The organism is Micromonospora parva (genome assembly GCF_000718515.1).
In the GTDB taxonomy this organism is placed as follows: Bacteria; Actinomycetota; Actinomycetes; order Mycobacteriales; family Micromonosporaceae; genus Micromonospora; species Micromonospora parva.
In genome coordinates this window covers 422,582-443,753 of record NZ_JNZS01000004.1, presented here as the reverse complement: position 1 = coordinate 443,753, position 21,172 = coordinate 422,582, and the positions used below count along the sequence as shown (strand labels likewise).

Genomic DNA, 21,172 nt, shown 5'->3' with positions numbered 1-21,172 from the left:
AAGGCGGGTATCGACGGGCGGCAGGAGGGCGCGGCAGCACCGGTCGGCCCGGTGGCGGGGTCGTCCCGTCGACGGCCAACTCAGGTGCCGTACGGGATCAGCCGGGATCGGGCCCCGGGGGTCGCCGGGCCTGGCTCAGCGGGCGGGCGGGCCGCGTCGCGCGGGAGTGTCACGGCCGGGATCGATGGCCGGAACGTACGCCAGGAGCGCCGCGACCGGACCGGTCGCGGCGGCGGTGTCGGCAGTGGCGGTGTCGCGCGTGCCAGCCGGCGGGGCGACAGCGGGCCCGCCGGCCCGTTCGACGGCCGGGCTGGCGTCGGGGCGGACACTCGTCACCCGACTGCTCACGGCACTGGGCCGCAGCTGCGTGGGGGCGGGTGGTGGGGACGCGGAGAGAGCGGCACCAAGGCCGACCGCGAGCACCAGCGCGGTGACCGCCAGGCGGGTCAGTTCCCGCAGTGACCGCAGCACAGCCCACCGAACCGGGCGGACAGCAGCTGCGGACGACACCCGACCAACCTATCGCCAGCGCTGGCGAACCGCAGCACGGCGACGGGCAACGCTGGCGTGACAGCCACCACCATGGGCACTGTGGACGCCGCCGACCGGAGCCGGAAACGGCGGTGCCCCCGACCGGATCAGGTCCGATCGGGGGCACCGCGCGTGGTCCGGGTGGCGTCGCCGGTGGTGCGGGCCCGCCGGTGGCGGACCGTGGTCAGTTGCCGGTGCCGAGCACCGGGGGAGCGGGCTTCTCGTCGCCCTGCCACACCATCTCGTCCTCGGTCAACCAGGTCAGCCGCTCGTCGGAGTCGTCGTCCTGCCCCCGACCGTGCCCACCGAGCACACCGGGACGGCCGCCGCCGGACCCCGGTCGGGCGTTGCCGCCGGCCACAGCCGCCCGGCCGCCGGCCCCGCCGCGCTGACCGTCAATGCTGCGCCCGACGCCGTTGGCGGCGCGACTCTCCGCCGGGGACGCCGCACCACCGGCCGGCCGAGCCGACGCGGGGGGCGCGTTGCCCGAGCCGGCGAGCGCGCCGCTGCGCAGCACTCCGCCCGCCGGTGCCCCGCCCGACGCTCCGTACAGCAGGCCGGGGCCGGTGCTCGTCGCGGCGGGCGCGCCCGCCGGCGTGGACAGACCCGCCAACCCGGCGACACCCCCGCCCAACAGCGCGCCGCCGACCACCGGGTCCGCCCCGGCGAGGGAGGTGCCGCCGCTGGGGATGACGCTGCCGGTGCCGACCGGGCCGGTGCCCACAGCCGGGCTGCCACCGGTGCCCGCGCCGACCTCGTCAGTGCCGGAACCGTGGCCCGGCAGTTCGGCGGCGCGGTCCGGCGTCGAGATGGTCGCGTCACCCGTGCGCGCGGTGTGAGTGCCGGTGTTGGGGCCACTCGTCACCCTGGCGATGGCCGAGACGCTCTGCGGCGTCGTCGGATCCTTGCGGGCGGTGGTCGGCGTGTCCGGGTCCGGCGGAGGCGGCTCGACCACCCGGTCGTAGGTGGAGATGTCGTAACTGCTGGCCAGATCGGCCACCAGGTTCACCATCCGCTGGTGGGCCTTCTCCTGCTCGGCCTTGTCCTGCTGGTGGCCGGCGATGCCCCCGACGATCAGACCGGTAAGACCGAAGACCGCGCCACCCTTGATCGCACCGCCGATCGCCTTGTCGTTGTCGTCGGTCTCCTCCGGGCTCTCGGCCTGCTTGTGAGCGGCCCGCAGGTGGTCGGCCATCATGGTCAACCCCTGCTTGACGCCGGCCATCCCCTCGCCCAACGCATCGGTGTGGGCGACGATCAGGCTGAGGCGCCGGTGGAACTCCCGACCCGCCGAACCCGTCCAGGTGTTGGCGAGCTTGTCGAGGTCGCCGCTCAGCTCCCGGCCGAGGCCGTCGAGGATGCCCTTGAGCTCGGCCCACTGGGCGGCCACGCCCTCGACCTGCTCCGGCTTGCCCGCCATCAGGCCGTCGTACAGCTGCTGGTGGCTGCTGCCCTGGTAGCGCTGGGTGTACTCAGACACGCCCGTCCTCCTTCGGCTGGAACGCCCGGTCGACCGGGTTCAGCGCGGCGGTGACGTCGTCGGCGTTGGCCGCGTTACGCGCCTCGGCGGTGCGGTAGTTGCTCAGGATCGTGCTCGTCGCCTGCTGAGCCGCCAGCACCGCCTGTCGGATGCGCTCGGCCTGCTCCACGTAGGACTGGTGGACCTCGCTGTAGCGACGCGCCTTGTCGGTGGCGTCGAAGAACGAGCCCAGCGCCGGAGGGCGGCACTGCATCTCGGTGTTGAGCTTGCGCAGCACCGACTCGGCCTGGCTCAACCGAGACGCCAGGTGATCGTGGAAGTCCTCAAGGGACAACAGGTCGACTTCCGTACGCCCGGCCATGGCAACATCCCCGTCGTTCTGGTTGACAACCGTCAGCGACATCAAGGTTAGTCCACCCGTGCGACTCCGGGCGACCCGTCCAAGCTGCTCAGCCGTCGGCGTCGGTCGATTCCGCCGACCCCCCGCCGCCGGCTCCGCCGCTCGCCGGTGCGCCGCTCGCCGGAGCCGACGGTGTCGAGCCCGACGGTGGACCGGCGGACGGCGACCGGGACGATGGCGTGGCCGACGGCGAGCCCGAGGGCGGTGCCGCCGATGGCGAGGCCGACTTCGGTGCGGCCGACGGTGGCGCGGCCGGCGCCGGCCCGTCGGGAGCGAAGACGGCGAACGCGTCCTCGCGCTTCAGGGTGGGCCCGGTCGGGATCAGCGCGAGCAGGGAACCGGGCACCGCCAGCGGGGTGACCCCGCCGTAGCCGAGCACCTCCAGCGTCTCCGCCGAGCCGAGCGGATACCGGATGCCCTGCGGGCTGATCAGGTAGATCGTCGCACCGGCGGCACCGGACCCGCTGGTCCCGGCACCCGGTGAGGCCTGTGCGATGACACCCTTGCCGCCGGGCAGCAGCACCGCCTCGGCGGTGCGTACGGCGTCGCGCCTGGTCTGCCGCACCGGCACCAGCCCCGGATCACTGTCGGTCAGCTCATCCGGCACCCGGTCGAACACCTCCAGGGTGGTGGTCGGCGGACCACCCGCGCTGCCCTTGCGGTACGTCGCGCACACCGTCGTCTGACCGGGCTGGGCCGGGTAGAGGGCGGGCACCGTCGGCGGCAACCCCTCCTCCTCGATCCGCTGCTCCTCGAACGCCTCGCTGGCGTCGTTCGGCGTGATGTCGGTGATCCGACCGCTGCCGCTGGTCTGGAGCAACGCGGTGATCTCGCTGATCGGCACGAGCGCGTCCCGGGTCAGCACGTAGTGTCGCCCGGCAGCCTTGAACACCGAACCGACGTTGTACGACTTTCCGGCCACCGTGCGGTTGCTGGGCCCGCCCTCACCGGCCAGCGACATCCTGCGCAGCGGTGGCCCGGCCGGCACGGCGTTGAGCAGTTGCTGCCCGATCTGGAGTCGCTCGGTGCCGGCCATCCGCAGCGCCGTCATCGTGCGGGCCGGGTCGAGCAGCTGGAGCCGCCTGTTGTTGGTGATGAGGTAGCGCTGGTCGTCCACCGAGACCAGCACCCCCCGGTCGCCCAGCGGCGTGCCGCCGGGCAGCGCCCGGTCGATCACCAGCCGGGTGCTGGAGCGCTGCCGGTCGACCGGGTCGGGCACGTCACAGACCGACCACGGCAGCCCGGTCAGCGACTTGCGGTCGGGCAGGGCGTCCGGTGCGCCGACGATGCCGACGGTCACGCCCCGGGGCCGGTCCCGCAGCGACGCCTGGGACATCGTCCGCACCTCGGCGGCCGCGTCGTTCACGATGAGGCGCGCCGACGTGTAGTTGAGCGTCGGGTGCAGCTTCCCCTCGATGAACACGTACGTCGCGCCGGTCTCCCGTTCGATGACCAGGGTCTTGTCGTCCAGCGGCGCCGCACCGCCGGTCAACTGGCCGTACGCGCCCACCCCGCCGAGCACGATGGCCGCGGCGAGGACACTGCCGAAGACGGCCATGCCGAGCCGTCGCATCGGCAGGTTGGTGGTCTCCGGGTCGCCCGACAGCAAGGCGGAGACGATGCGGCGGGTGACGAAGCGGTACGCCTGCACCTGATCGCGGCGGGTCCGCATGACTTACCTCCGGCGGGGTGTTTCCACGACGATCAGGGGCAGGGTGCCGTCGCGGGCTTCCCTACGATAAGGGGCCGACGGTGCTTCCTTGGGACCACCGCTCGTGGCCGGCTCCGGAGGAGACCCGGCGCAGAGTCGTACCGTGCAGGAGGGACAGTCAGCGATGACGCAGGTTCAGGCGCCACCCGCCCGAGCGGTCACGGACCCTGTCGACGTTCCGACCCGGCTGACGCCGCCGGCCGAACGATCCGGCCGTGGACGGGTCGGTCCCGTGCTGGTCGGGCAGCTCGTCGTGCTGGAGTTGTGCGTGATCGGCGTCTGGGCCGCCACGGCGGGGCCCAGCTGGCTGCTCGCCGCGGTGGGCGCGGTGGCGCTGCTGGTCGTCCTGGCGGTCTTCGCCCGTCGCGGTGGCCGCTGGTGGTTCGAGGACCTGCTGCTGCGGCGTCGGCTGCGGCGTCGCGGCGAGCGGGCGTCGGCCGCGCTGGCCGACGGCACGGCGAGCGACCCGCGGTTGGCGGCGCTCGCCCCCGAGCTGAGCATCATCGAGCTGACCGACCGTGGCACCCGGCTCGGCATCGGGCGCGACGACCAGGGCTGGTTCGCCGCCGTCGCCCTGCAGTCCGCCACCGGCGCGGCGGTCGGCTCCGTCGACGCGTCCGCTGTGGACCGCGCGCTGGGCGTGCTCGCGGACTTCAACGCCCCGGTCTCCCGGGCCCAGGTCGTCGCGCACACGCTGGTCTGGTATCCGGCACCCGGTGCGCCGCCGGCGGCGCACCGGACCGTCTGGGTGGCGCTGCGGCTCACCGTCCGCGACGCCCGGGTCGAGGCGGTGAGTCGGGGCGGCGGGCTGACCGGCGTACACCGGACGGTGGCCGCCGGGATCGGCCGGCTCGGCAAGGCGCTGACCTCGGCGGGGCTGGCCCACCGCCCGTTGGGCCGGGAGGAGCTGCGCGCGGCGATCGTCTCGGCCGCCGGTCTGGACCTGGTGCCCGAGGTGCCGGCGGAGAGCTGGCGTGGGCTGCGCGGCGGCGGCTGGACGCACCGCTGCATGGCGCTGCGGGGCCGCTCCGACGCTCCGCTCGGCCCTCTCGTGGACGCGATCACCGCCACCTCGGCGCCGTCGCACACGGTGGCCGTGACCGTCTCGGCGGACGGTCGGGTGGCGGCGCCGCTGGTGCGGGTCGCGGCGATGGACAACCATGTCGAGGCGCTGGTCAAGGTGGTCCGCGAGGTCGCCGACCGCGCGGGCGGGTCCACCCGGCCGATGGACGGTCAGCATGCCCCGGGCGTCTACGCCACCGCTCCGGTCGCGTCGGCGCTGGGCGTCCTGACCGGTCCGCGGTCGCGCTGACCGGTGCGGCGGCGAGACACGGTCAGGGTCGGAGGTTGACGATCCAGCCGTAGAGGCCGCAGACCCAGAAGGCGAGCGGCACCAGCGAGATGATGAGCAGGATCTCGACGATGTCGAGCAGGCGGCCCCAGACCGGGGAGATGCGCTTGCCGGCGACGCTCAGACCGTAGATCAGGCTGATCACCGCGGCCAGCACCAGCCCGCCCAGGATCAGGCCGAGCCGGACCGGCAGCGACCCACCGGCGAAGGTGGTCGCGGCGGCCAGACCCAGACCCACGGTGCCGGCCAGCAGCACCGGGGTGCGCTGGGCCCGGCCCAGCAGGGGGCGAGCCCGCAGCAGCGCCAGCAGGGCCAGCACCAGGCACAGCAACACCGCCGGCAGCCGCCCGTCCAGGGCCAGCACGATCTGCGCGCCCAGCACCAGCACGGCGACCGTCCACAGCAGGCCGGTCAGGAACTCGTCGGCGCGCTCACTCTGCTGGAGCACCTGCCGACCGTCCACCGACTCGCTGTCGGTCTTCAGGTCCTCCGGGCCGGTCGGGATGGACGGCACCGGCAGCCGGGCCAGCCGGTAGGCCATCATCGGCAGCGCCGGCACGACGCCGAACGCCACTGCGGCGATCACCGCGGCGGAGGCCGCCGCGTCGAGGTCGAGGACCAGGCAGAGCACCGCGCCCAGGCCGGTCGCGGCCGCGACCCCGATCGTGGCGAAGAACAGCGGGTACCGGTCGCCGACCGCCAGCACGGCCACCGCGCCGGCCACCACCGCCGCGGTTGCCGCGAGCAGGACGTGCGGACTGTCCAGCTCGGTCAGCGATCGGTCGCCGGCGAGCAGCAGCAGGCCGCCGGTGGCCGCGTGCACCAGGCCGATCATGGCCAGCACCGCGCCGGTGCCGCTGTCCCCGGCGGCCCGGGACAGCACTGCGGCGCCCACCAGCAGCGCCACCGCGACCAGCAGCGCGGCCACCGCGCCGGGCAGGTGCGGCGGGCCGGCGAACAGGGCGGCCACCGCGCCGGCGCCGAGCGCCGCCGCCGCGAAGATCACGGCGAAGGAACGGGTCGCGCCGACCTGCCAGGCGCCGGGGCGCTGGTTGGTCGCGGTGGCGACCGCGTCCACCACGTCGTCGAAGACGATCTCCGGTGCGGCGTCGGAGCGGGGGTTGAAGTAGAGCACCTCACCGTCGCGGACGCTGAGCTGCGCCGCGGTACGACCACCGTCGAGGGGCGCACCGCCCAACCGGGACAGTGCCCAGCCGCCGTGCCGCGCACCCTCGTCGGCCATGTCCTCGCCCGCGTAGCGCAGCAGGGTGGGCAGCAGGTCGGCCATCGGCACGTCCGACGGCAGCGCCAGGTCCATCCGGGTACGCGGAGCCACGATGGTGATCCGGCTCAGACCGCCGGTCGCCGTCTTCGTCGCCACAGTGGCCTCCAGGTGCGTCTGTGATCGGCTGGCTGTGATGCTGCGGTCCGGGTCCACCGCGCACACGGCAGATTACCTACGATGACGGGCACGTACGATGCCCACCCGCGGGCGGTGGTCCGCGGCGGCACGTCATCAGGGCCGCTTCTGGGGAGGAGACAGCCGTGAGCACTGTGGTGTTCCGTCGGCTCCCGCGTCAGCCGGGGCCGGCCCTGCCGCGCGGCGAGGTGCTGCTGGAGTCACCTCCCGAGCTGCCCGAGCCGACGCCCCGGGGGATGGGGCAGCTGCTCATGATCCTGCCGATGTTCTGCGGGGTCGGTGCCATGGCGTTCCTCTACGCCGGCAAGGGCGGCGGCATGATGACGTACGTCGCCGGTGGTCTGTTCGGTGTCTCGATGCTCGGCATGGCGATCGGCTCGCTGGCGAACAACGGTGGCAAGGACAAGGCCGAGCTGAACGCCGACCGCCGCGACTACATGCGCTACCTGGCGCAGATGCGCAAGCGCACCCGGCGGGCCGCCGAGCAGCAGCGGGCGGCGATGGCCTGGCGGCACCCGGAGCCCGACGCGCTCTGGTCGATCGCCGCGTCCCGGCGACTCTGGGAGCGACGGATCACCGAGGACGACTTCGGGGAGACCCGGATCGCCCTCGGCCCGCAGCGGCTCGCCGTGGAGATCGTCCCGCCGGAGACGAAGCCGGTGGAGGACCTGGAGCCGATGAGCGCCATCGCGCTTCGCCGGTTCGTCCGCGCCCACTCCACAGTGCCCGACCTGCCCACGGCGCTGTCGGTGCGCGCGTTCAGCCGGGTGGTGCTGCGCGGCGACCGCGAGCCCGTGCTCGATCTGACCCGGGCGGCGCTGGGGCAGCTGGCCACCTTCCACGCGCCGGACGACCTGGTGATCGCGGTGGTTGCCGCACCCGACCGGCAGACGTCCTGGGGCTGGGTCAAGTGGCTGCCGCACGCCCACCACAGCGGTCGTACGGACGCGGCCGGCGCCCGCCGGCTGGTCTTCGCCAGCCTGGCCGAGGCCGAGGCGGCGCTCAGCGCCGAGCTGACCGGCCGGCCCCGGTTCGCGCCGGAGGCGAAGCCGCTGACCACTGCCCCGCACCTGATCGTGGTGATCGACGGCGGGGAGATCTCACCGACCTGTCAGCTGGTGGGCCCGGGGTTGCTCGGCACCACGGTGATCGACCTCTCCGGGACGGTGCCGCGCGACGCCGGCCGATGGCTGCTCTGCCTCGACGTGGGCGACGGAAGCTCACTCGACCTGGTCCGGGGCAGCTCGTCGTCGACGTTGGGCCGGCCTGACCGGCTCAGCGCCGAGGCCGCCGAGGGGCTGGCCCGACAGATCGCCCCGTTCCGGCTCTCGCAGCAGCAGACCGGTGGCGACGAGCCGTTGGCGCGCAGCACGGAGCTGCCGGACCTGCTCGGCGTCGGTGACGCCGCCGCGGTGGACGTGCAGAACACCTGGCGTCCGCGTGGTCACCGTGACCGGCTGCGCATCCCCCTCGGTGTCGGCCCGGACGGCAACGTGGTCGAGCTCGACTTCAAGGAGTCGGCGCACGAGGGCATGGGCCCGCACGGTCTGGTGATCGGGGCCACCGGTTCCGGCAAGAGTGAGCTGCTGCGGACGGTGGTGGCCGCGTTGGCGGTGACCCACTCGTCGGAGGAGCTGAACTTCGTCCTGGTGGACTTCAAGGGCGGTGCGACCTTCGCCTCGCTGGAGGCGCTGCCGCACACCAGCGCGGTGATCACCAACCTGGCCGACGAGCTGCCGCTTGTCGACCGGATGCGCGACGCCCTCGCCGGCGAGATGGTGCGCCGGCAGGAGCTGCTGCGGGCGGCCGGCAACTACGTCTCCCGTTTCGAGTACGAGAAGGCGCGGTCGGCCGGTGAGCCGCTGGACCCGATGCCCAGCTTGTTGATCATCTGTGACGAGTTCAGCGAACTGCTCGCCGCCAAACCGGACTTCATCGACCTGTTCGTGATGATCGGCCGGTTGGGGCGGTCCCTCGGCGTGCACCTGCTGCTGGCCAGCCAGCGCCTCGAAGAGGGCAAGCTGCGGGGCCTCGACACGCACCTGTCGTACCGGATCGGTCTGCGGACGTTCTCCGCTGTGGAGAGCCGGATCGTGCTCGGCGTGCCGGACGCGTACGAGCTGCCGAACGCGCCGGGCCACGGCTACCTGAAGACGGACACCAGCACCATGCTGCGGTTCCGGGCCGCGTACGTGTCGGGGGCGTACCGCGCCCCGGGGCAGCAGGCATCCGCTTCGCAGGCGCTGGTGCAGCGGCGGATCGTGCCGTACGGCCTCGACTTCGTTCCGGTGCAGGTCCCGCAGGTGCCGGTGGACACCGCCCCGGAGCCGGAGCAGCCGGCCGACGGCAAGGCCGTGGCGATGCTCGACGTGCTGATCGACCAGCTCAAGGGTCGGGGCCGCCCGGCCCACCAGGTGTGGCTGCCGCCGCTGGCCGACCCGCCGGGTCTGGGTGAGCTGCTCGGCCCGCTGGCGGTCGACCCGACCTACGGGCTGTGCACCGCGTCCTGGCCCGGGCGCGGGCGGCTGACCGTGCCGGTCGGTGTGGTGGACCGCCCCTACGAGCAGCGTCGGGACCCGATGATGGTCGAGCTGGCCGGGGCCGGCGGCAACGTGGTCATCGTCGGTCGGTCGCTGAGCGGCAAGAGCACGATGCTGCGTACGCTGCTCGCCTCGCTGGCCCTCACGCACACGCCACGCGAGGTGCAGTTCTTCTGCCTGGACTTCGGCGGGGGCGCGCTGCGCAGCATGGAGCGGCTGCCGCACATGGCCGGGGTGGCCGGCCGACGCGACGTCGAGGCGGTCCGCCGGACGGTGGCCGAGGTGGTCGCGGTGCTGGACGAGCGGGAGGGCCGGTTCGCCCAGCACGGCATCGACTCGGTGGCGAGCTACCGCCGTCGTCGGGCCGCTGGCGAGTTCGCCGACGACCCGTTCGGCGACGTGTTCCTGGTGGTGGACGGCTGGAACACACTGCGCCAGGAGTACGAGGAGCTGGAGCAGACCATCACCACGTTGGCCAACCGGGGCCTCGGCTTCGGTGTGCACGTGGTGCTCACCGCCGTGCGGTGGGCGGAGATCAGGATCAACATGCGGGACCTGCTCGGCACCAAGTTGGAGCTGCGCCTCGGTGACGCGTCGGAGTCCGAGATCGACCGCCGCGCGGCGAACAACGTGCCGGAGAAGTCACCCGGTCGGGGTCTGACCCGCGACAAGCTGCACTTCCTCACCGCCATCTCGCGGATCGACGGGCGTCGCGACATCGACGATCTGAGCGAGGCCTCGGTGTCCCTGGCCGGGCACGTGGCGGCGAACTGGCCGGGTCGTCCCGCGCCGAAGGTGCGGTTGCTGCCCCGCCGCCTGCCGGTGGCGGAACTGGCCCGGATCATCGACCGGTCGGCGCCCGGGATCCCGGTCGGTGTCAACGAGTCGGCGCTCGCGCCGGTCTACCTGGACCTGGCCAACGAGCCGCACCTGACGGTCTTCGGCGACGCGGAGTGCGGCAAGACCAACCTGCTGCGCCTGATCGCCCGGGGGATCACCGAGCGGTACACCCCGGCGCAGGCCCGGTTGGTGATCGCCGACTACCGGCGCGGCCTGCTGGGGGCGGTGGAGGGTGACCACCTGCTCGACTACGCGCCGTCGAACCAGGCGTTCGCCCAGGGGCTCGGGTCGATCCGCAGCGCGCTGTCCAACCGGCTGCCCGGCCCGGATGTGACGACCGCCCAGCTGCGCGACCGGAGCTGGTGGAAGGGCCCGGATCTGTACATCCTGGTGGACGACTACGACCTGGTGGCCTCCGGCGGGAGCAACCCGCTCAGTGCCCTGCAGGAGTTGCTGCCGCAGGCCCGTGACATCGGTCTGCACCTGATCATCACGCGCCGGGTCGGCGGTGTGTCCAGGGCGCTCTACGAGCCGGTGCTGCAACGGCTGCGTGAGCTGGACTCGCCGGGCCTGCTGATGTCCGGCAACCGGGAGGAGGGGGCGGTCTTCGGCACGTTGCGGCCGAGCCCGCAACCGCCCGGCCGGGGCACCCTGGTCCGTCGTCGCGACGGCCAGCAGTTGATCCAGACCGCCTGGTCTGAGCCAGCCTGAGCGCGGTCGGCCGTTCGGTGGGGGGTGGTGGGCTGTCCCGGCCCGATTCACCACCATCCATCGAACGGCACCGGCCAGGGCTGCGAGGGCTGGACAGGTTCCGCTACGGTCTTCACAGGAGTGTCCGTCGGTGGGGTGTTGCTGCCTTGCCGCGGGGGAGGGATGCGGCGAAGCCGCCACCACAACAGACGGAAGGGTGTGAAGCATGGCGTTCGAGGTCGAAGCTGCGACTCTGCATACCGCCGCGAGTGACGTGCGGTCCACGCGCAGCGAGGTCGACGGTGAGCTGAAGAAGCTGTGGAACGTCGTCGACGACCTGGCCATCGCGTGGAAGGGTCAGGCGTCCACGGGCTTCCAGTCGCTGATGACGCGCTGGAACGAGGACACCGTCAAACTGCTGACGGCGATGGACAGCATCGCTGACCTGCTCGACAAGTCGGGTACGACGCACCAGGTCAACGACGAGGAGCAGCAGCAGATGCTGGACAAGTTCCACTCTGCTCTCAACCCGTGATCCGTAGCCGGCAGAGGAGGAAATCGTGACGATCAAAGTTGACTATGCGGTCCTCGAGAGCAGCAACCAGCAGATGCAGGCCATCTCGAAGACCCTCGAGGAAAAGCTCGACACGCTGCGGTCGATGCTGACCAAGCTGCACTGGGACGGCGAGGACCGGGTTGCCTACGAGCAGCACCAGGCGAAGTGGGACGCCGCGGTCCGGGACATCAACCGGATCCTGAACGAGATCGGTGGTGCCGTGGGCATCGCCCGGGAGAACTACCTCACCACGGAGATGAGCAACTCCAAGGTGTGGAGCTGAGGCATTCGCACAAGCGGCTCCGGTCCGGTTCGCCCGGCCCGGAGCCGCTTTGTGTGTGGGCGTCGGCACCGCGTCGCGGTGCGCCGCTCAACCGGCGGTCGGTGCGTCGGTGCGTCGGCCGGGGCGCCAGTCGCGTCGGCGGCCCCGGGTCATGATCGGCCGGGCGACCAGCAGCAGCCCGGCGAGCAGCGCGCCGATGACCGCCGCCCAGATCGCGGTGGGGCGCTGCCAGCTCAGCGGGTCGTCCCGCACGGCCGGCGCCGGCAGCGCGCCGATGGGCGGGTTCGTCCGGGTGCCGAGCAGGCTCGACACCGCCCGGTACGGGTTGACCATTCCGTGGCCGATGTCGGCGTTCTGACCCTCGGGTGGGTTGTCCGCGGTGCGCTTCAGCCGATCCGCGACCTGCTGCGGGTTGAGACTCGGGTAGGCGGCCCGGACCAGCGCGGCCACTCCCGAGACGTACGCGGCCGCGTAGCTGGTCCCGCCCTCCGGCACGGTGCGGTAGCCGCTGTTCCCGGGCGCCGGCCCGACGATGTTCATTCCCGGTGCGGCGATGTCGACGTAGTCGCCGCTGATCGAGGTGCCGACGTGGCTGCCCTGCTCGTCCACGCCACCGACGGCGATCACTCCGGGATACGCGGCCGGGTAGCCCGGCAGGTTCTGGGAATCCTCCGACCGGTTGCCGGCGGCGGCGACCAGCACCACGCCCTTGTCCAGCGCCCGCTCGACGGCCGCCGTCAGCTCGGGGCGGGGAATCGTCGTGAGGGACAGGTTGATCACGTCGGCGCCCTGCGCGACCGCCCAGTCGATGGCTGCCGCGATCTGGGCGGGGAGTTGCGGATCGCTTACCGCCCCGAGCTGTGGCAGCACCCGGATCGGCAGGATGCGGGCGGCCGGGGCGATGCCGGTGAAGGGGACGACAGTGCCCTCCCGGCCCGCGATGATGCCGGCGATCAGCGTGCCGTGCCCGGCCTCGTCGCACTGGCCCTGCCGGGCCGGTAGGCCGTTGAAGTCGCGACCCTCGAGGACCTGCCCCTTGAGGAGCGGGTGGGCGGCGGAGACTCCGGAGTCGATCACGGCCACCGTGACCCCGGCGCCCCGGGACAGCGGCCACGCCGAGGACGGCTCCAGGCGGCGTAGCGCCCACGGCATCTGGGTCAGGCCGTCGGAGCCGGGGGGACCGCACAGCGGCGGTGCCGCCGCCGCGGGGGAGGGTGCCACCAGGCCAGCGCCGAGCACTGCCGCCAGCGTTCCACTGAGGACGCCGCGAAGGGCACGTCGGGACGAGGTCGCGCTCAACGGCGGGCATTCGCGCACCCGCAAAGGTTACCGCCGCTGCCGTCGGGCAGCGGCCCCCGGTGACGAGGTCAGGCCCGGGGGTTCGCTTTCGCGGTGGGGGTGTCGGCGAACAGCGCGAGCAGGTCGCCGACCTGTCGGTCGGCCTCGGCCGGGTGCCGGAACCGGCCGGCCGGGTTGAGGGTGTACTCGTTGCGTCGTCCGACGCGGGTGCGGTGCAGGTAGCCGCCCGCCTCCAGGTCGGCCACGATCGCCTGCGCGGCGCGTTCGGTGACCCCGACCTCGGCCGCGACGTCGCGTAGCCGGGCGGTGGGATTGCGGGCGATGGCCAGCAGGACGTGCCCGTGATTGGTGAGGAACGTCCAGTTCCGCCCGCCGTCGGTGTCGCCCGTCACAGTGCTCGCCATCGTTGACCGCCCTTCCGGATGTCCGCCTGCTCGCGGAGAGTCTTGTCCGCCCCGCCCTGGGAGGGTTGCCCAGGGGGCGACCGGGGTCAACGTATGAAATCTAAATCACGCATACCTTGACGCATCTTAGCGTGCGTGTGACGGTGGAGCGCGACTGAGCGCCCGCCGCCCGGTCGGCGGAAAGTCGGTCTGACCAGGTGAGATGCGTCGAGACGAGGTGCGGGATGAGTCATGCCGGGAACGCCGGTGGTCAGCCGGGTACGCAGCGGACCACCTATCGAGCGCCAGTGCTCAGTGAGCCGAGCCGGGCGTACGCCGAACTGGTCGCCGGCAATCGACGCTTCGTCGGCGGCGCGCCACACCATCCCAACCAGGACGCCGGGCACCGGGCCGCCGTCGCCGACGGGCAGCACCCGTTCGCGGTGATCGTCGGCTGCTCCGACTCCCGGCTGGCCGCCGAGATCATCTTCGACCGCGGGTTGGGTGACCTGTTCGTGGTCCGCACGGCCGGGCACACCGCCGGCCCGGAGGTGCTCGGCAGCGTCGAGTACGCGGTGACAGTGCTCGGCACTCCGCTGGTGGTGGTGCTCGGTCACGACCTGTGCGGTGCGGTGCAGGCCGCCCGGGAGTCCGCCGCGACCGGCACCGCGCCGAGCGGCCACCTGGGCGCGGTGGTCGACGCCGTGCTGCCCAGCCTGCGCCGGGCCGAGGCCGAGGGCGTGGACGACATCGACGGCATCGTCGACATCCACATCGCACAGACCGTCGAGACGTTGCTCGGGCAGTCCCCGGTGCTGGCCGACGAGGTGGCCCGGGGGCGGTGCGCGGTGGTGGGGATGTCCTACCGGCTGGCCGCCGGGGCGGTGCGCCCGGTTGCCGCCGTGCCGGCTGGCTTCGCGACGCTGGACACCCCGGCCGACCCGGCTGCCCCTGCCACCGTGTGACATGACGAGGGCCGCTCCGCGTCACGCGGAACGGCCCTCAACCGGGGTCGTACGGGTCAGAGCAGCGACATGTGGACGTGGTCGGTGTGGTTCGACGGCCCGCTGTACGAACTCCAGCCGGTGGCCGGGAACCAGATCTGCCGGTTCCAGATCACGTAGTAGATGCCGAGCCGGTCGGCGTTACGGATGAGGAACGCGGCGACGTTGTTGCCGTACGTCCGGGTGTCGTTGTTGTGCCACGGGGAGAAGCCGCTCTTCTGCAGCGACCAGTCGCAGGCGCGGCCCTTCGGGTGCTCCCACGGCCCGCCGGGGCGGTAGCAGCCGACGAACCGGTTGAAGCCGGCCCGCTTGACCTCCTTGTACGCGTGCAGCGTGCGGGGGGTGACGCAGCCGGACGTGGTGGGGTCGTTCTCGCTGCACGACTGGGGCTTCCAGTCGCCGTCGGCGGTGCGACCCGGGCCGATCTTCGCGACCGGGGAGGTGGCGTCCACCAGGCCGCCGGTGAAGCCCTTGCCGCCGACGAGGGAGAGCGCCTTGTCGGCCTCGCTCTTCCGCTTCGCCATCAGGGCGGTCTGCTTCTGCTGCTCGCGGACCTCGGTGTCGAGGGCCAGCTTGGCCTGCTCGGCGCGGGCCTTCACCTCGTTGACCTCGGAGAGCTTCTTCTCGTTGACCATGTTCATCTCGTCGAGCACCGCGGCGCGCTGGACGAACGAGTCGGGGGCGTCGCTCTCCAGCAGCATCGCGATCGCGCCGATCCGGCCGGTCCGGTAGGCCTGGGCGGCGATCTGCCCGACCTGCGGGGCCAGTGCGGCCAGGTCGGCGTTGGCCCGGTCGACCTCGGCCGCCAACTCGCTCTGCCGCTTCTTGGATTTGTCCAGCTTGGACTTGGCGGCGGAGTAGTCGCGGTTGGCCTGCTCGATGACGTCGTTGAGCAGCTTGGGCTCGCCGTCCTCCTCGTGCCCGGACGGTGTGGGGTTCGTCGGGGCGGCGTGCGCCGGGAGTGGCCCGGCGAACACGGTCAGTGCGGCGATCACGGCCACCACGGGTGTCAACCAGCGGCGTAGGGGTGCCGTCACAATGTTCCCTTCCGTCGACCGCCGACCGGGTTAGCTGACGGGTTCGGGGCGGAAGCGGCCCCTACCGCTGACGCGGATTCACCCCACGTACCTGGGTCCCCGGCTCGCCGGTTGGCGATTGGGCGGTGGCACCGCAGGCGCCGCTTCGCGCCTTCATCGGTGACCGGCAGCGAGGTTACCCGAGAGTCGACCGGCTGAGCTACGCCTGGATGCCGACCAAAAGCGTCATTTCGCCATAGCGTTGAGTGACCAGTGACGTGGTTCTCAGGGTGGTTGCCCGATCTGGTCACGCTGAGGAGTGTCACCATGCCGTATCCGTGCTCCTGTTCGACTCCGGCCACCGGTCGGCGGCCTCGGGTGGGGGTGCGGCCCGCTGCCGGTCCGGCTTGTTGGAGCCGGCCGTTCGCGGTGAGCTGAGGGCGGCGAGTGCCTCGCTGCGGTCCGGCTGGGGGCGCGCGGCGGGAGCGTCGGCCGGCGGCACGGCGTCGGTACGCCCGGCGGCGGTCACCACCGCGGCCAGCCCGGTGGTCAGCGGCACGGCGGCGATCAGACCGAGGGTGGCGACCGCGCTGCGGACGATCTCCTGGGCGAGGAACTCACTGGTGAGGATCTGCCCGATCGGTCGCGCGTCGGCGGTGAGCAGGAGCAGCAGGGGCAGCGACGCGCCCGCGTACGCCAGAACGATGGTGTTGACAGTGGAGGCGATGTGCGCGCGGCCGACCCGGGTGGCCGCCCGGTACAGCTGCAACCGGGTGAGGCCGGGGTTGGCGTTGGCCAGTTCGGTGACGGTGGCCGCCTGGGTGACCGTCACGTCGTCGAGCACCCCGAGCGATCCGATGATGATCCCGGCGAGCAGCAGTCCGTGCAGGTCGACGTCGCCCTGGAACATCGACAGGGTGGTGGCGTCTTCGCTGCCGAAGCCGGTGAGGTGGGTGGCGGCCGTGGCGATGGTGGCGAGTACGCCGGTCAGCACCAGGCTGCCCAGGGTGCCGAGCACGGCGACCGAGGTCTGTGCGGTGACCCCGTGCGTCAGATAGAGCACCACGAACATGATCAGGGCGGCGCCGACCACCGCCACCAGCAGGGGTGACCTGCCGGCACCGATACCCGGCAGCACGAAGGTGAGCAGGATGGCGAAGCTGGCGGCCAGTCCGGCGAGCGCGGCCAGACCCCGCCACCGACCGAACGCGACGATCGCGGCCGCGAAGACCACCGCCAGCCAGATCATCGGGGTGCCGCGTTGGTGCTCGGCGATGTTCCAGTTGCTGGTGCTGGGATCGGTGGGATCGGTCAGCTCGACCAGGATGACCTCGTCGCCGACCTCGACCCGGGGTGCGCCGGGCCCGTCCGGCACCGGCGTCCGTACCTGCTGGCCGGCGGTCGGCCCGTCGTCCACCCGGACGTCGACGGTGCCGCACCGTCCGTTGCCGACCCTCGGGGTGCCCTCGGGGACCGACGGCGCCGGCGGGCACGGCTCGTTCACCACCCGGGTGACAGTGCCGGGGTAGCGCGGCACGTCAGCGCCGCCGTCGGTCTGCGGTGACCCGCCGCGCGGCCAGAGCAGCACCGCGGCGAGCACGGTGGCGACGAAGAGGGGTACCACCGTCACGACGAGGATCCGTCGCACCCTCGGTGGGGCGGACGGAGCCGGGCGGGTGTGGTCGGAACCCAAGGCGAGACTCCCAACGATCCGGTGCGGGGTACGGGTCAGCGAGCCGGGCGGTTCACCGTTTCGGTGGAAACGCGGCGGTCGGCGGGACGATTCGCTGCCTGACGACCGCTTGATCACGGACGGTCAGTGCTCGGCCCGGCCGGTCGGAGCCGACGTCACGTCGTGGCGGCGACAGTGCCCGACTGTGCGGCGGCATCCGGAGGGCCATCGGGGGAGATGCTAGCCAGCCCGTGGCGGGGTCGCAGGTCGTGGCGGAGTGTCGGTGACCGAATCGCTCGCGTGGCGGCCCTCGGACCGGCATGTTGGAGCTATGCCCGCTCCGTCGCCGTCCGACCCCGACTATCGGCACGCCGGACCGGTGCCGCACGAGAGGCCCGCCGGGCATTCCGATCATTCCGGGCACGACAAGCACGCCGGGCACGATCCGGCGATGTTCCGCCGCCGGTTCTGGGTCTGCCTGGTGTTGACCGTCCCGGTGGTGCTGACGAGTCATCTCGTGTCGGACCAGCTGGGCCTGGCCTTGGACGACGTCCCCGGCCGGTCCTGGGTGGGCCCGGTGCTCGGCTCGGTGGTGTTCTGGTGGGGCGGTTGGCCGTTCCTGGTCGGCGCGGTCCGGGAGGTGCGGGACCGGGCACCGGGGATGATGCTGCTGGTCGCGATGGCGATCACCGTCGCCTACACCGCGTCCCTGGCGACCAGCGTCGGCGCGTTCGACCTGGACTTCTGGTGGGAGTTGGCCGCGCTGGTCACCATCATGCTGCTCGGGCACTGGCAGGAGATGAAGGCCATCGGGCAGGCCCGGGGGGCGCTGGCGGCGTTGGCCGCGCTGCTACCGGACGAGGCCGAACGGGTGGCGGCGGACGGTCGGGTCGAGGCGGTGCCGGTGGCCGGTCTGCGGATCGGCGACGTGGTGCTGGTCCGGCCGGGAGGTCGGGTGCCGGCGGACGGTCGGGTCGTCGAGGGCGGCGCCGAGCTGGACGAGTCGATGATCACCGGCGAGTCGCGACCGGTCGTCCGGTCGACGGGCGACCGGGTGGTGGCCGGCACCGTCGCCACCGACTCGGCGATCCGGGTACGCGTCGAGGCGGTGGGTGAGCAGACGGCCCTCGCCGGCATCCAGCGGATGGTCGCGCAGGCGCAGGGCTCGGGTGGGCGCGCCCAGTTGCTGGCCGACCGGTTCGCCGCCGCGCTGTTCTACCTGGCCACCGGCACCGCCGTGCTGACCGTGCTGGTCTGGACCGCGCTCGGTCAGCCGGACGAGGCGGTGGTCCGTGCGGTCACCGTCCTGGTGATCGCCTGCCCGCACGCGCTGGGTCTCGCCATCCCCCTGGTCGTCGCGCTCTCCACCGCGCTCGCCGCGCGGTCCGGGATCCTGGTCAAGGACCGACTGGCGTTGGAACGGATGCGGACCGTCGGCGCGGTGCTCTTCGACAAGACCGGCACCCTGACCCGGGGCGAGCACGGGGTGACCGACCTGGTGACGGTGCCTGGCGTCGAGCGGGACGAGGTGTTGCGGATCGCGGCCGGCGTCGAGTCGGAGAGCGAACATCCGTTGGCCCGGGCGATAGTGGCGGCGGCCGGGTCGACCGGCCCGGCCCGTGCCGCCGAATTCCGGTCGCTGCCGGGCCGCGGGGTGCAGGCGACCATCGACGGTACGCGGTACGCGGTGGGCGGGCCGACGCTGCTGCGGGAGCTGGACGTGTCGTTGCCGGCCGAGCTGGAGGTGGCGACCGGGCGGTGGTCGGCGCGGGGTGCCGCGGTGCTGCACCTGGTGCGGCTGCCGGACGCCGTGCTCGGTGCGTTCGCGCTGACCGACGAGGTGCGTCCGGAGGCCCGGCGCGCCGTCGACGAGCTGCGGGCCGAGGGTGTCCGCACCATCGCCATGATCACCGGTGACGCGCGGTCGGTGGCCGAGGCGGTCGCCGCCGACCTCGGGTTCCGGCCCGGCGTCGACGAGGTCTTCGCCGAGGTGCTGCCGGCGGAGAAGGACGATCGGGTGGCCGACCTGCAGCGGCGGGGGTTGGTGGTGGCGATGGTGGGCGACGGGGTGAACGACGCGCCGGCGCTGGCCCGAGCGGACGTGGGCATCGCCATCGGCGCGGGCACCGATGTGGCGATCGAGTCCGCCGGGGTGGTGCTGGCGTCCTCGGACCCGCGCGGGGTGGGTGCGGTGGTCCGGCTGTCCCGCGCGTCGTACCGGAAGATGCGACAGAACCTGGCCTGGGCGGCCGGCTACAACGTGGTGGCGCTGCCGCTGGCCGCCGGGGTGCTGGCCGGGGCCGGCGTGACGTTGAGCCCGGCGGTGGCCGCGGTGCTGATGTCGGCGTCCACCATCGTGGTGGCGCTCAACGCGCAGTTGCTGCGGCGGGTCCGTCTCTATCCCGTGCCGGACTGACGCCCGTCAGCCGCGCTTCATGAGCCGGCCGACCGCCGCCATCATCTCGGTGGCCATCTCGTCGGCCCTGCCCTCGGCGGCGCCCTCGTGCATGCAGTGCCGGGCGTGCCCGTCGAGCAGCCCGAGGGCCACCTTGTCGAGGGCGGCCTGGATCGCGGAGATCTGGGTGAGCACGTCGATGCAGTAGCGGTCGTCGTCGACCATCTTCTCGATGCCCCGGACCTGGCCCTCGACGCGGCGGAGCCGCGCGAGCAGCTGGTCCTTGCTGGCGGTGTATCCGCGGATCGGGGTGGGTGCGGTCATGCCGACCAGGATAGCGTACCCCTGGGGGGTATGGTACGGTCGTGTTCCGGTTGGATACCCCCACCGGGTACCGGTACCGTAAAGGAGACGATCCGATGGTCAACACGACGTACCAGGTGCAGGGCATGACCTGTGGGCACTGCGTCAGCGCGGTGAGCGCCGAGGTCGGTGCCATCGCTGGCGTGTCAGACGTCCAGGTCGACCTCGCCTCCGGCCGGGTCACCGTCAGCAGCGATCAGCCGCTGGACACCGCCGTCGTCCGGGCCGCCGTCGACGAGGCCGGTTACGACCTCGTCGACGCGTGATCGGAGGGCCGGCGTGCGTACCGTGACGAAACTGGCCGGGTTCGCCGTCGGCCTGACGGCGGTCTTCGGCGCCACCTACGGGATCGGCCGGGTCGTCGACCCCGCCCCGGTCGCCGAGAGCCGGCACGACACTGCCGCCGCCCCGCCGGCGGACGAGCACGGCGGGGCGGCCGACCAGCTCCCCGGCGGGCTGCTCGTCTCCGAGAACGGCTACACCCTCGAACCGGTCGACGCCCCGGCCGGCGAGTTCGCCTTCCGGATCGCCGGCCCGGACGGCCGACCGGTCACCCGGTACGAGGTGGCGCACGACAAGCAGATGCACCTGATCGTCGCCCGACGGGACCTCTCCGGCTTCCGCCACGTCCACCCCGAGCTGGCCCCGGACGGCACCTGGCGGGTCGACACCCCGGTGGCCGGCCCCGGGCAGTGGCGGGCGTTCGCCGACTTCACCCCGACCGGGGGTGAGCCGCTGACCCTCGGCGTCGACGTGACAGTCCCCGGCGAGCTGACCGAACGGCCGTTGCCCGCCCCGGCGACCAGCACCACCGTCGACGGCTACACGGTCACCCTGACCGGTGCGCCGCAGCCGGGCCGCACGTCGTCGCTGACCCTGAGCATCAGCCGGGACGGGCAGCCGGTCACCGACCTGGAGCCCTACCTGGGCGCGTACGGGCACCTGGTGGCGCTGCGCCGGGGTGACCTGGCGTACCTGCACGTGCACCCGGACGGGACGCCAGGCGACGGGCGTACCCAGCCCGGCCCGGCCGTCACCTTCCTCGCCGAGGTGCCCTCGGCCGGCAGCTACCGGCTCTACCTCGACTTCAAGCACGGCGGGCAGGTGCGCACCGCCGAGTTCACCGTCGTCGCCGGCGCTGCCCCGGCCGGAGACGTCAGCGGCCCGAGCGGGCCCGCGCCGACCGGCACGACCGACCACGGCACCCCCGGGCACGGACACAACTGACGGGACCAGAC

The 21,172-nt window shown here is 72.9% G+C and carries 18 protein-coding genes and 1 riboswitch; of the genes, 8 read left to right on the top strand and 10 right to left on the bottom strand.

Annotated features, from left to right (window positions below; all coding sequences use genetic code 11):
* Positions 1 to 135 precede the first annotated feature (135 nt).
* The 4 genes from IF22_RS0106715 to eccB form a co-directional block, all read right to left on the bottom strand.
* The gene (locus IF22_RS0106715; RefSeq protein ID WP_156057356.1) at positions 136 to 510 is read right to left on the bottom strand and encodes a hypothetical protein; all 375 of its coding nucleotides are present in this window, start codon (positions 508 to 510) and stop codon (positions 136 to 138) included.
* 205 nt (positions 511 to 715) lie between these two features.
* The gene (locus IF22_RS0106710; RefSeq protein ID WP_030329567.1) at positions 716 to 2,011 is read right to left on the bottom strand and encodes a WXG100 family type VII secretion target; all 1,296 of its coding nucleotides are present in this window, start codon (positions 2,009 to 2,011) and stop codon (positions 716 to 718) included.
* Complete coding sequence (locus IF22_RS0106705) at positions 2,004 to 2,414, bottom strand: hypothetical protein (RefSeq protein WP_245233545.1); 411 nt, start codon at positions 2,412 to 2,414, stop codon at positions 2,004 to 2,006. The genes IF22_RS0106710 and IF22_RS0106705 overlap by 8 nt, the downstream gene beginning before the upstream one ends.
* A 46-nt stretch (positions 2,415 to 2,460) precedes the next feature.
* Positions 2,461 to 4,083 carry a type VII secretion protein EccB gene (gene eccB / locus IF22_RS0106700; RefSeq protein ID WP_030329564.1) on the bottom strand — a complete coding sequence of 541 codons (1,623 nt, stop codon included), beginning with the start codon at positions 4,081 to 4,083 and terminating at the stop codon, positions 2,461 to 2,463.
* Positions 4,084 to 4,246: 163 nt separating this feature from the next.
* On the opposite strand from eccB, the gene IF22_RS0106695 reads away from it, so the two are divergent.
* Positions 4,247 to 5,434 (top strand): type VII secretion protein EccE, encoded by a 1,188-nt coding sequence (locus IF22_RS0106695; RefSeq protein ID WP_030329563.1) that lies wholly within the window; start codon positions 4,247 to 4,249, stop codon positions 5,432 to 5,434.
* A 22-nt stretch (positions 5,435 to 5,456) separates the two neighbouring features.
* Here IF22_RS0106695 and eccD read toward each other — a convergent pair whose 3' ends face one another.
* Positions 5,457 to 6,854, bottom strand: a complete 1,398-nt coding sequence (gene eccD, locus IF22_RS0106690; protein ID WP_030329561.1) for a type VII secretion integral membrane protein EccD — start codon at positions 6,852 to 6,854, stop codon at positions 5,457 to 5,459.
* Between the two features lie 164 nt (positions 6,855 to 7,018).
* On the opposite strand from eccD, the gene IF22_RS0106685 reads away from it, so the two are divergent.
* The 3 genes from IF22_RS0106685 (at position 7,019) to IF22_RS0106675 (ending at position 11,802) form a co-directional block, all read left to right on the top strand.
* On the top strand, positions 7,019 to 10,984 hold the full coding sequence (locus IF22_RS0106685) for a type VII secretion protein EccC (protein ID WP_030329559.1): 3,966 nt from the start codon (positions 7,019 to 7,021) through the stop codon (positions 10,982 to 10,984).
* Between the two features lie 205 nt (positions 10,985 to 11,189).
* Complete coding sequence (locus IF22_RS0106680; RefSeq protein ID WP_030329557.1) at positions 11,190 to 11,498, top strand: WXG100 family type VII secretion target; 309 nt, start codon at positions 11,190 to 11,192, stop codon at positions 11,496 to 11,498.
* 25 nt (positions 11,499 to 11,523) lie between these two features.
* Positions 11,524 to 11,802 (top strand): WXG100 family type VII secretion target, encoded by a 279-nt coding sequence (locus IF22_RS0106675; protein WP_030329555.1) that lies wholly within the window; start codon positions 11,524 to 11,526, stop codon positions 11,800 to 11,802.
* 87 nt (positions 11,803 to 11,889) lie between these two features.
* Here IF22_RS0106675 and mycP read toward each other — a convergent pair whose 3' ends face one another.
* Both mycP and IF22_RS0106665 read right to left on the bottom strand, forming a co-directional pair.
* A complete protein-coding gene (gene mycP / locus IF22_RS0106670; protein ID WP_245233544.1) occupies positions 11,890 to 13,119 on the bottom strand; it encodes a type VII secretion-associated serine protease mycosin in 1,230 nt (409 codons plus the stop codon).
* Between the two features lie 50 nt (positions 13,120 to 13,169).
* Positions 13,170 to 13,505 carry a helix-turn-helix transcriptional regulator gene (locus IF22_RS0106665; protein ID WP_030329551.1) on the bottom strand — a complete coding sequence of 112 codons (336 nt, stop codon included), beginning with the start codon at positions 13,503 to 13,505 and terminating at the stop codon, positions 13,170 to 13,172.
* Between the two features lie 224 nt (positions 13,506 to 13,729).
* On the opposite strand from IF22_RS0106665, the gene IF22_RS0106660 reads away from it, so the two are divergent.
* Positions 13,730 to 14,449, top strand: a complete 720-nt coding sequence (locus IF22_RS0106660; RefSeq protein WP_081883729.1) for a carbonic anhydrase — start codon at positions 13,730 to 13,732, stop codon at positions 14,447 to 14,449.
* A gap of 56 nt (positions 14,450 to 14,505) precedes the next feature.
* Here IF22_RS0106660 and IF22_RS0106655 read toward each other — a convergent pair whose 3' ends face one another.
* Both IF22_RS0106655 and IF22_RS0106650 read right to left on the bottom strand, forming a co-directional pair.
* Positions 14,506 to 15,525 carry a coiled-coil domain-containing protein gene (locus tag IF22_RS0106655; protein WP_030329547.1) on the bottom strand — a complete coding sequence of 340 codons (1,020 nt, stop codon included), beginning with the start codon at positions 15,523 to 15,525 and terminating at the stop codon, positions 14,506 to 14,508.
* 4 nt (positions 15,526 to 15,529) lie between these two features.
* Positions 15,530 to 15,660: riboswitch (cyclic di-AMP (ydaO/yuaA leader) on the bottom strand.
* 166 nt (positions 15,661 to 15,826) lie between these two features.
* Positions 15,827 to 17,197, bottom strand: coding sequence for a YibE/F family protein (locus IF22_RS0106650; RefSeq protein ID WP_030329545.1), 1,371 nt, complete (start codon positions 17,195 to 17,197; stop codon positions 15,827 to 15,829).
* A 310-nt stretch (positions 17,198 to 17,507) separates the two neighbouring features.
* Here IF22_RS0106650 and IF22_RS0106645 point away from each other — a divergent pair, with 310 nt between their 5' ends.
* Positions 17,508 to 19,592 carry a copper-translocating P-type ATPase gene (locus IF22_RS0106645; protein ID WP_081883728.1) on the top strand — a complete coding sequence of 695 codons (2,085 nt, stop codon included), beginning with the start codon at positions 17,508 to 17,510 and terminating at the stop codon, positions 19,590 to 19,592.
* A gap of 6 nt (positions 19,593 to 19,598) precedes the next feature.
* On the opposite strand, the gene IF22_RS0106640 is transcribed toward IF22_RS0106645, so the two are convergent.
* The gene (locus tag IF22_RS0106640; RefSeq protein WP_030329541.1) at positions 19,599 to 19,895 is read right to left on the bottom strand and encodes a metal-sensitive transcriptional regulator; all 297 of its coding nucleotides are present in this window, start codon (positions 19,893 to 19,895) and stop codon (positions 19,599 to 19,601) included.
* A 95-nt stretch (positions 19,896 to 19,990) separates the two neighbouring features.
* On the opposite strand from IF22_RS0106640, the gene IF22_RS0106635 reads away from it, so the two are divergent.
* Positions 19,991 to 20,200: a heavy-metal-associated domain-containing protein gene (locus IF22_RS0106635; RefSeq protein ID WP_030329539.1), complete on the top strand. Its 210-nt coding sequence runs from the start codon at positions 19,991 to 19,993 to the stop codon at positions 20,198 to 20,200.
* A gap of 13 nt (positions 20,201 to 20,213) precedes the next feature.
* Positions 20,214 to 21,161: a hypothetical protein gene (locus IF22_RS0106630; RefSeq protein WP_030329537.1), complete on the top strand. Its 948-nt coding sequence runs from the start codon at positions 20,214 to 20,216 to the stop codon at positions 21,159 to 21,161.
* The last annotated feature ends 11 nt before the right edge of the window (positions 21,162 to 21,172 follow it).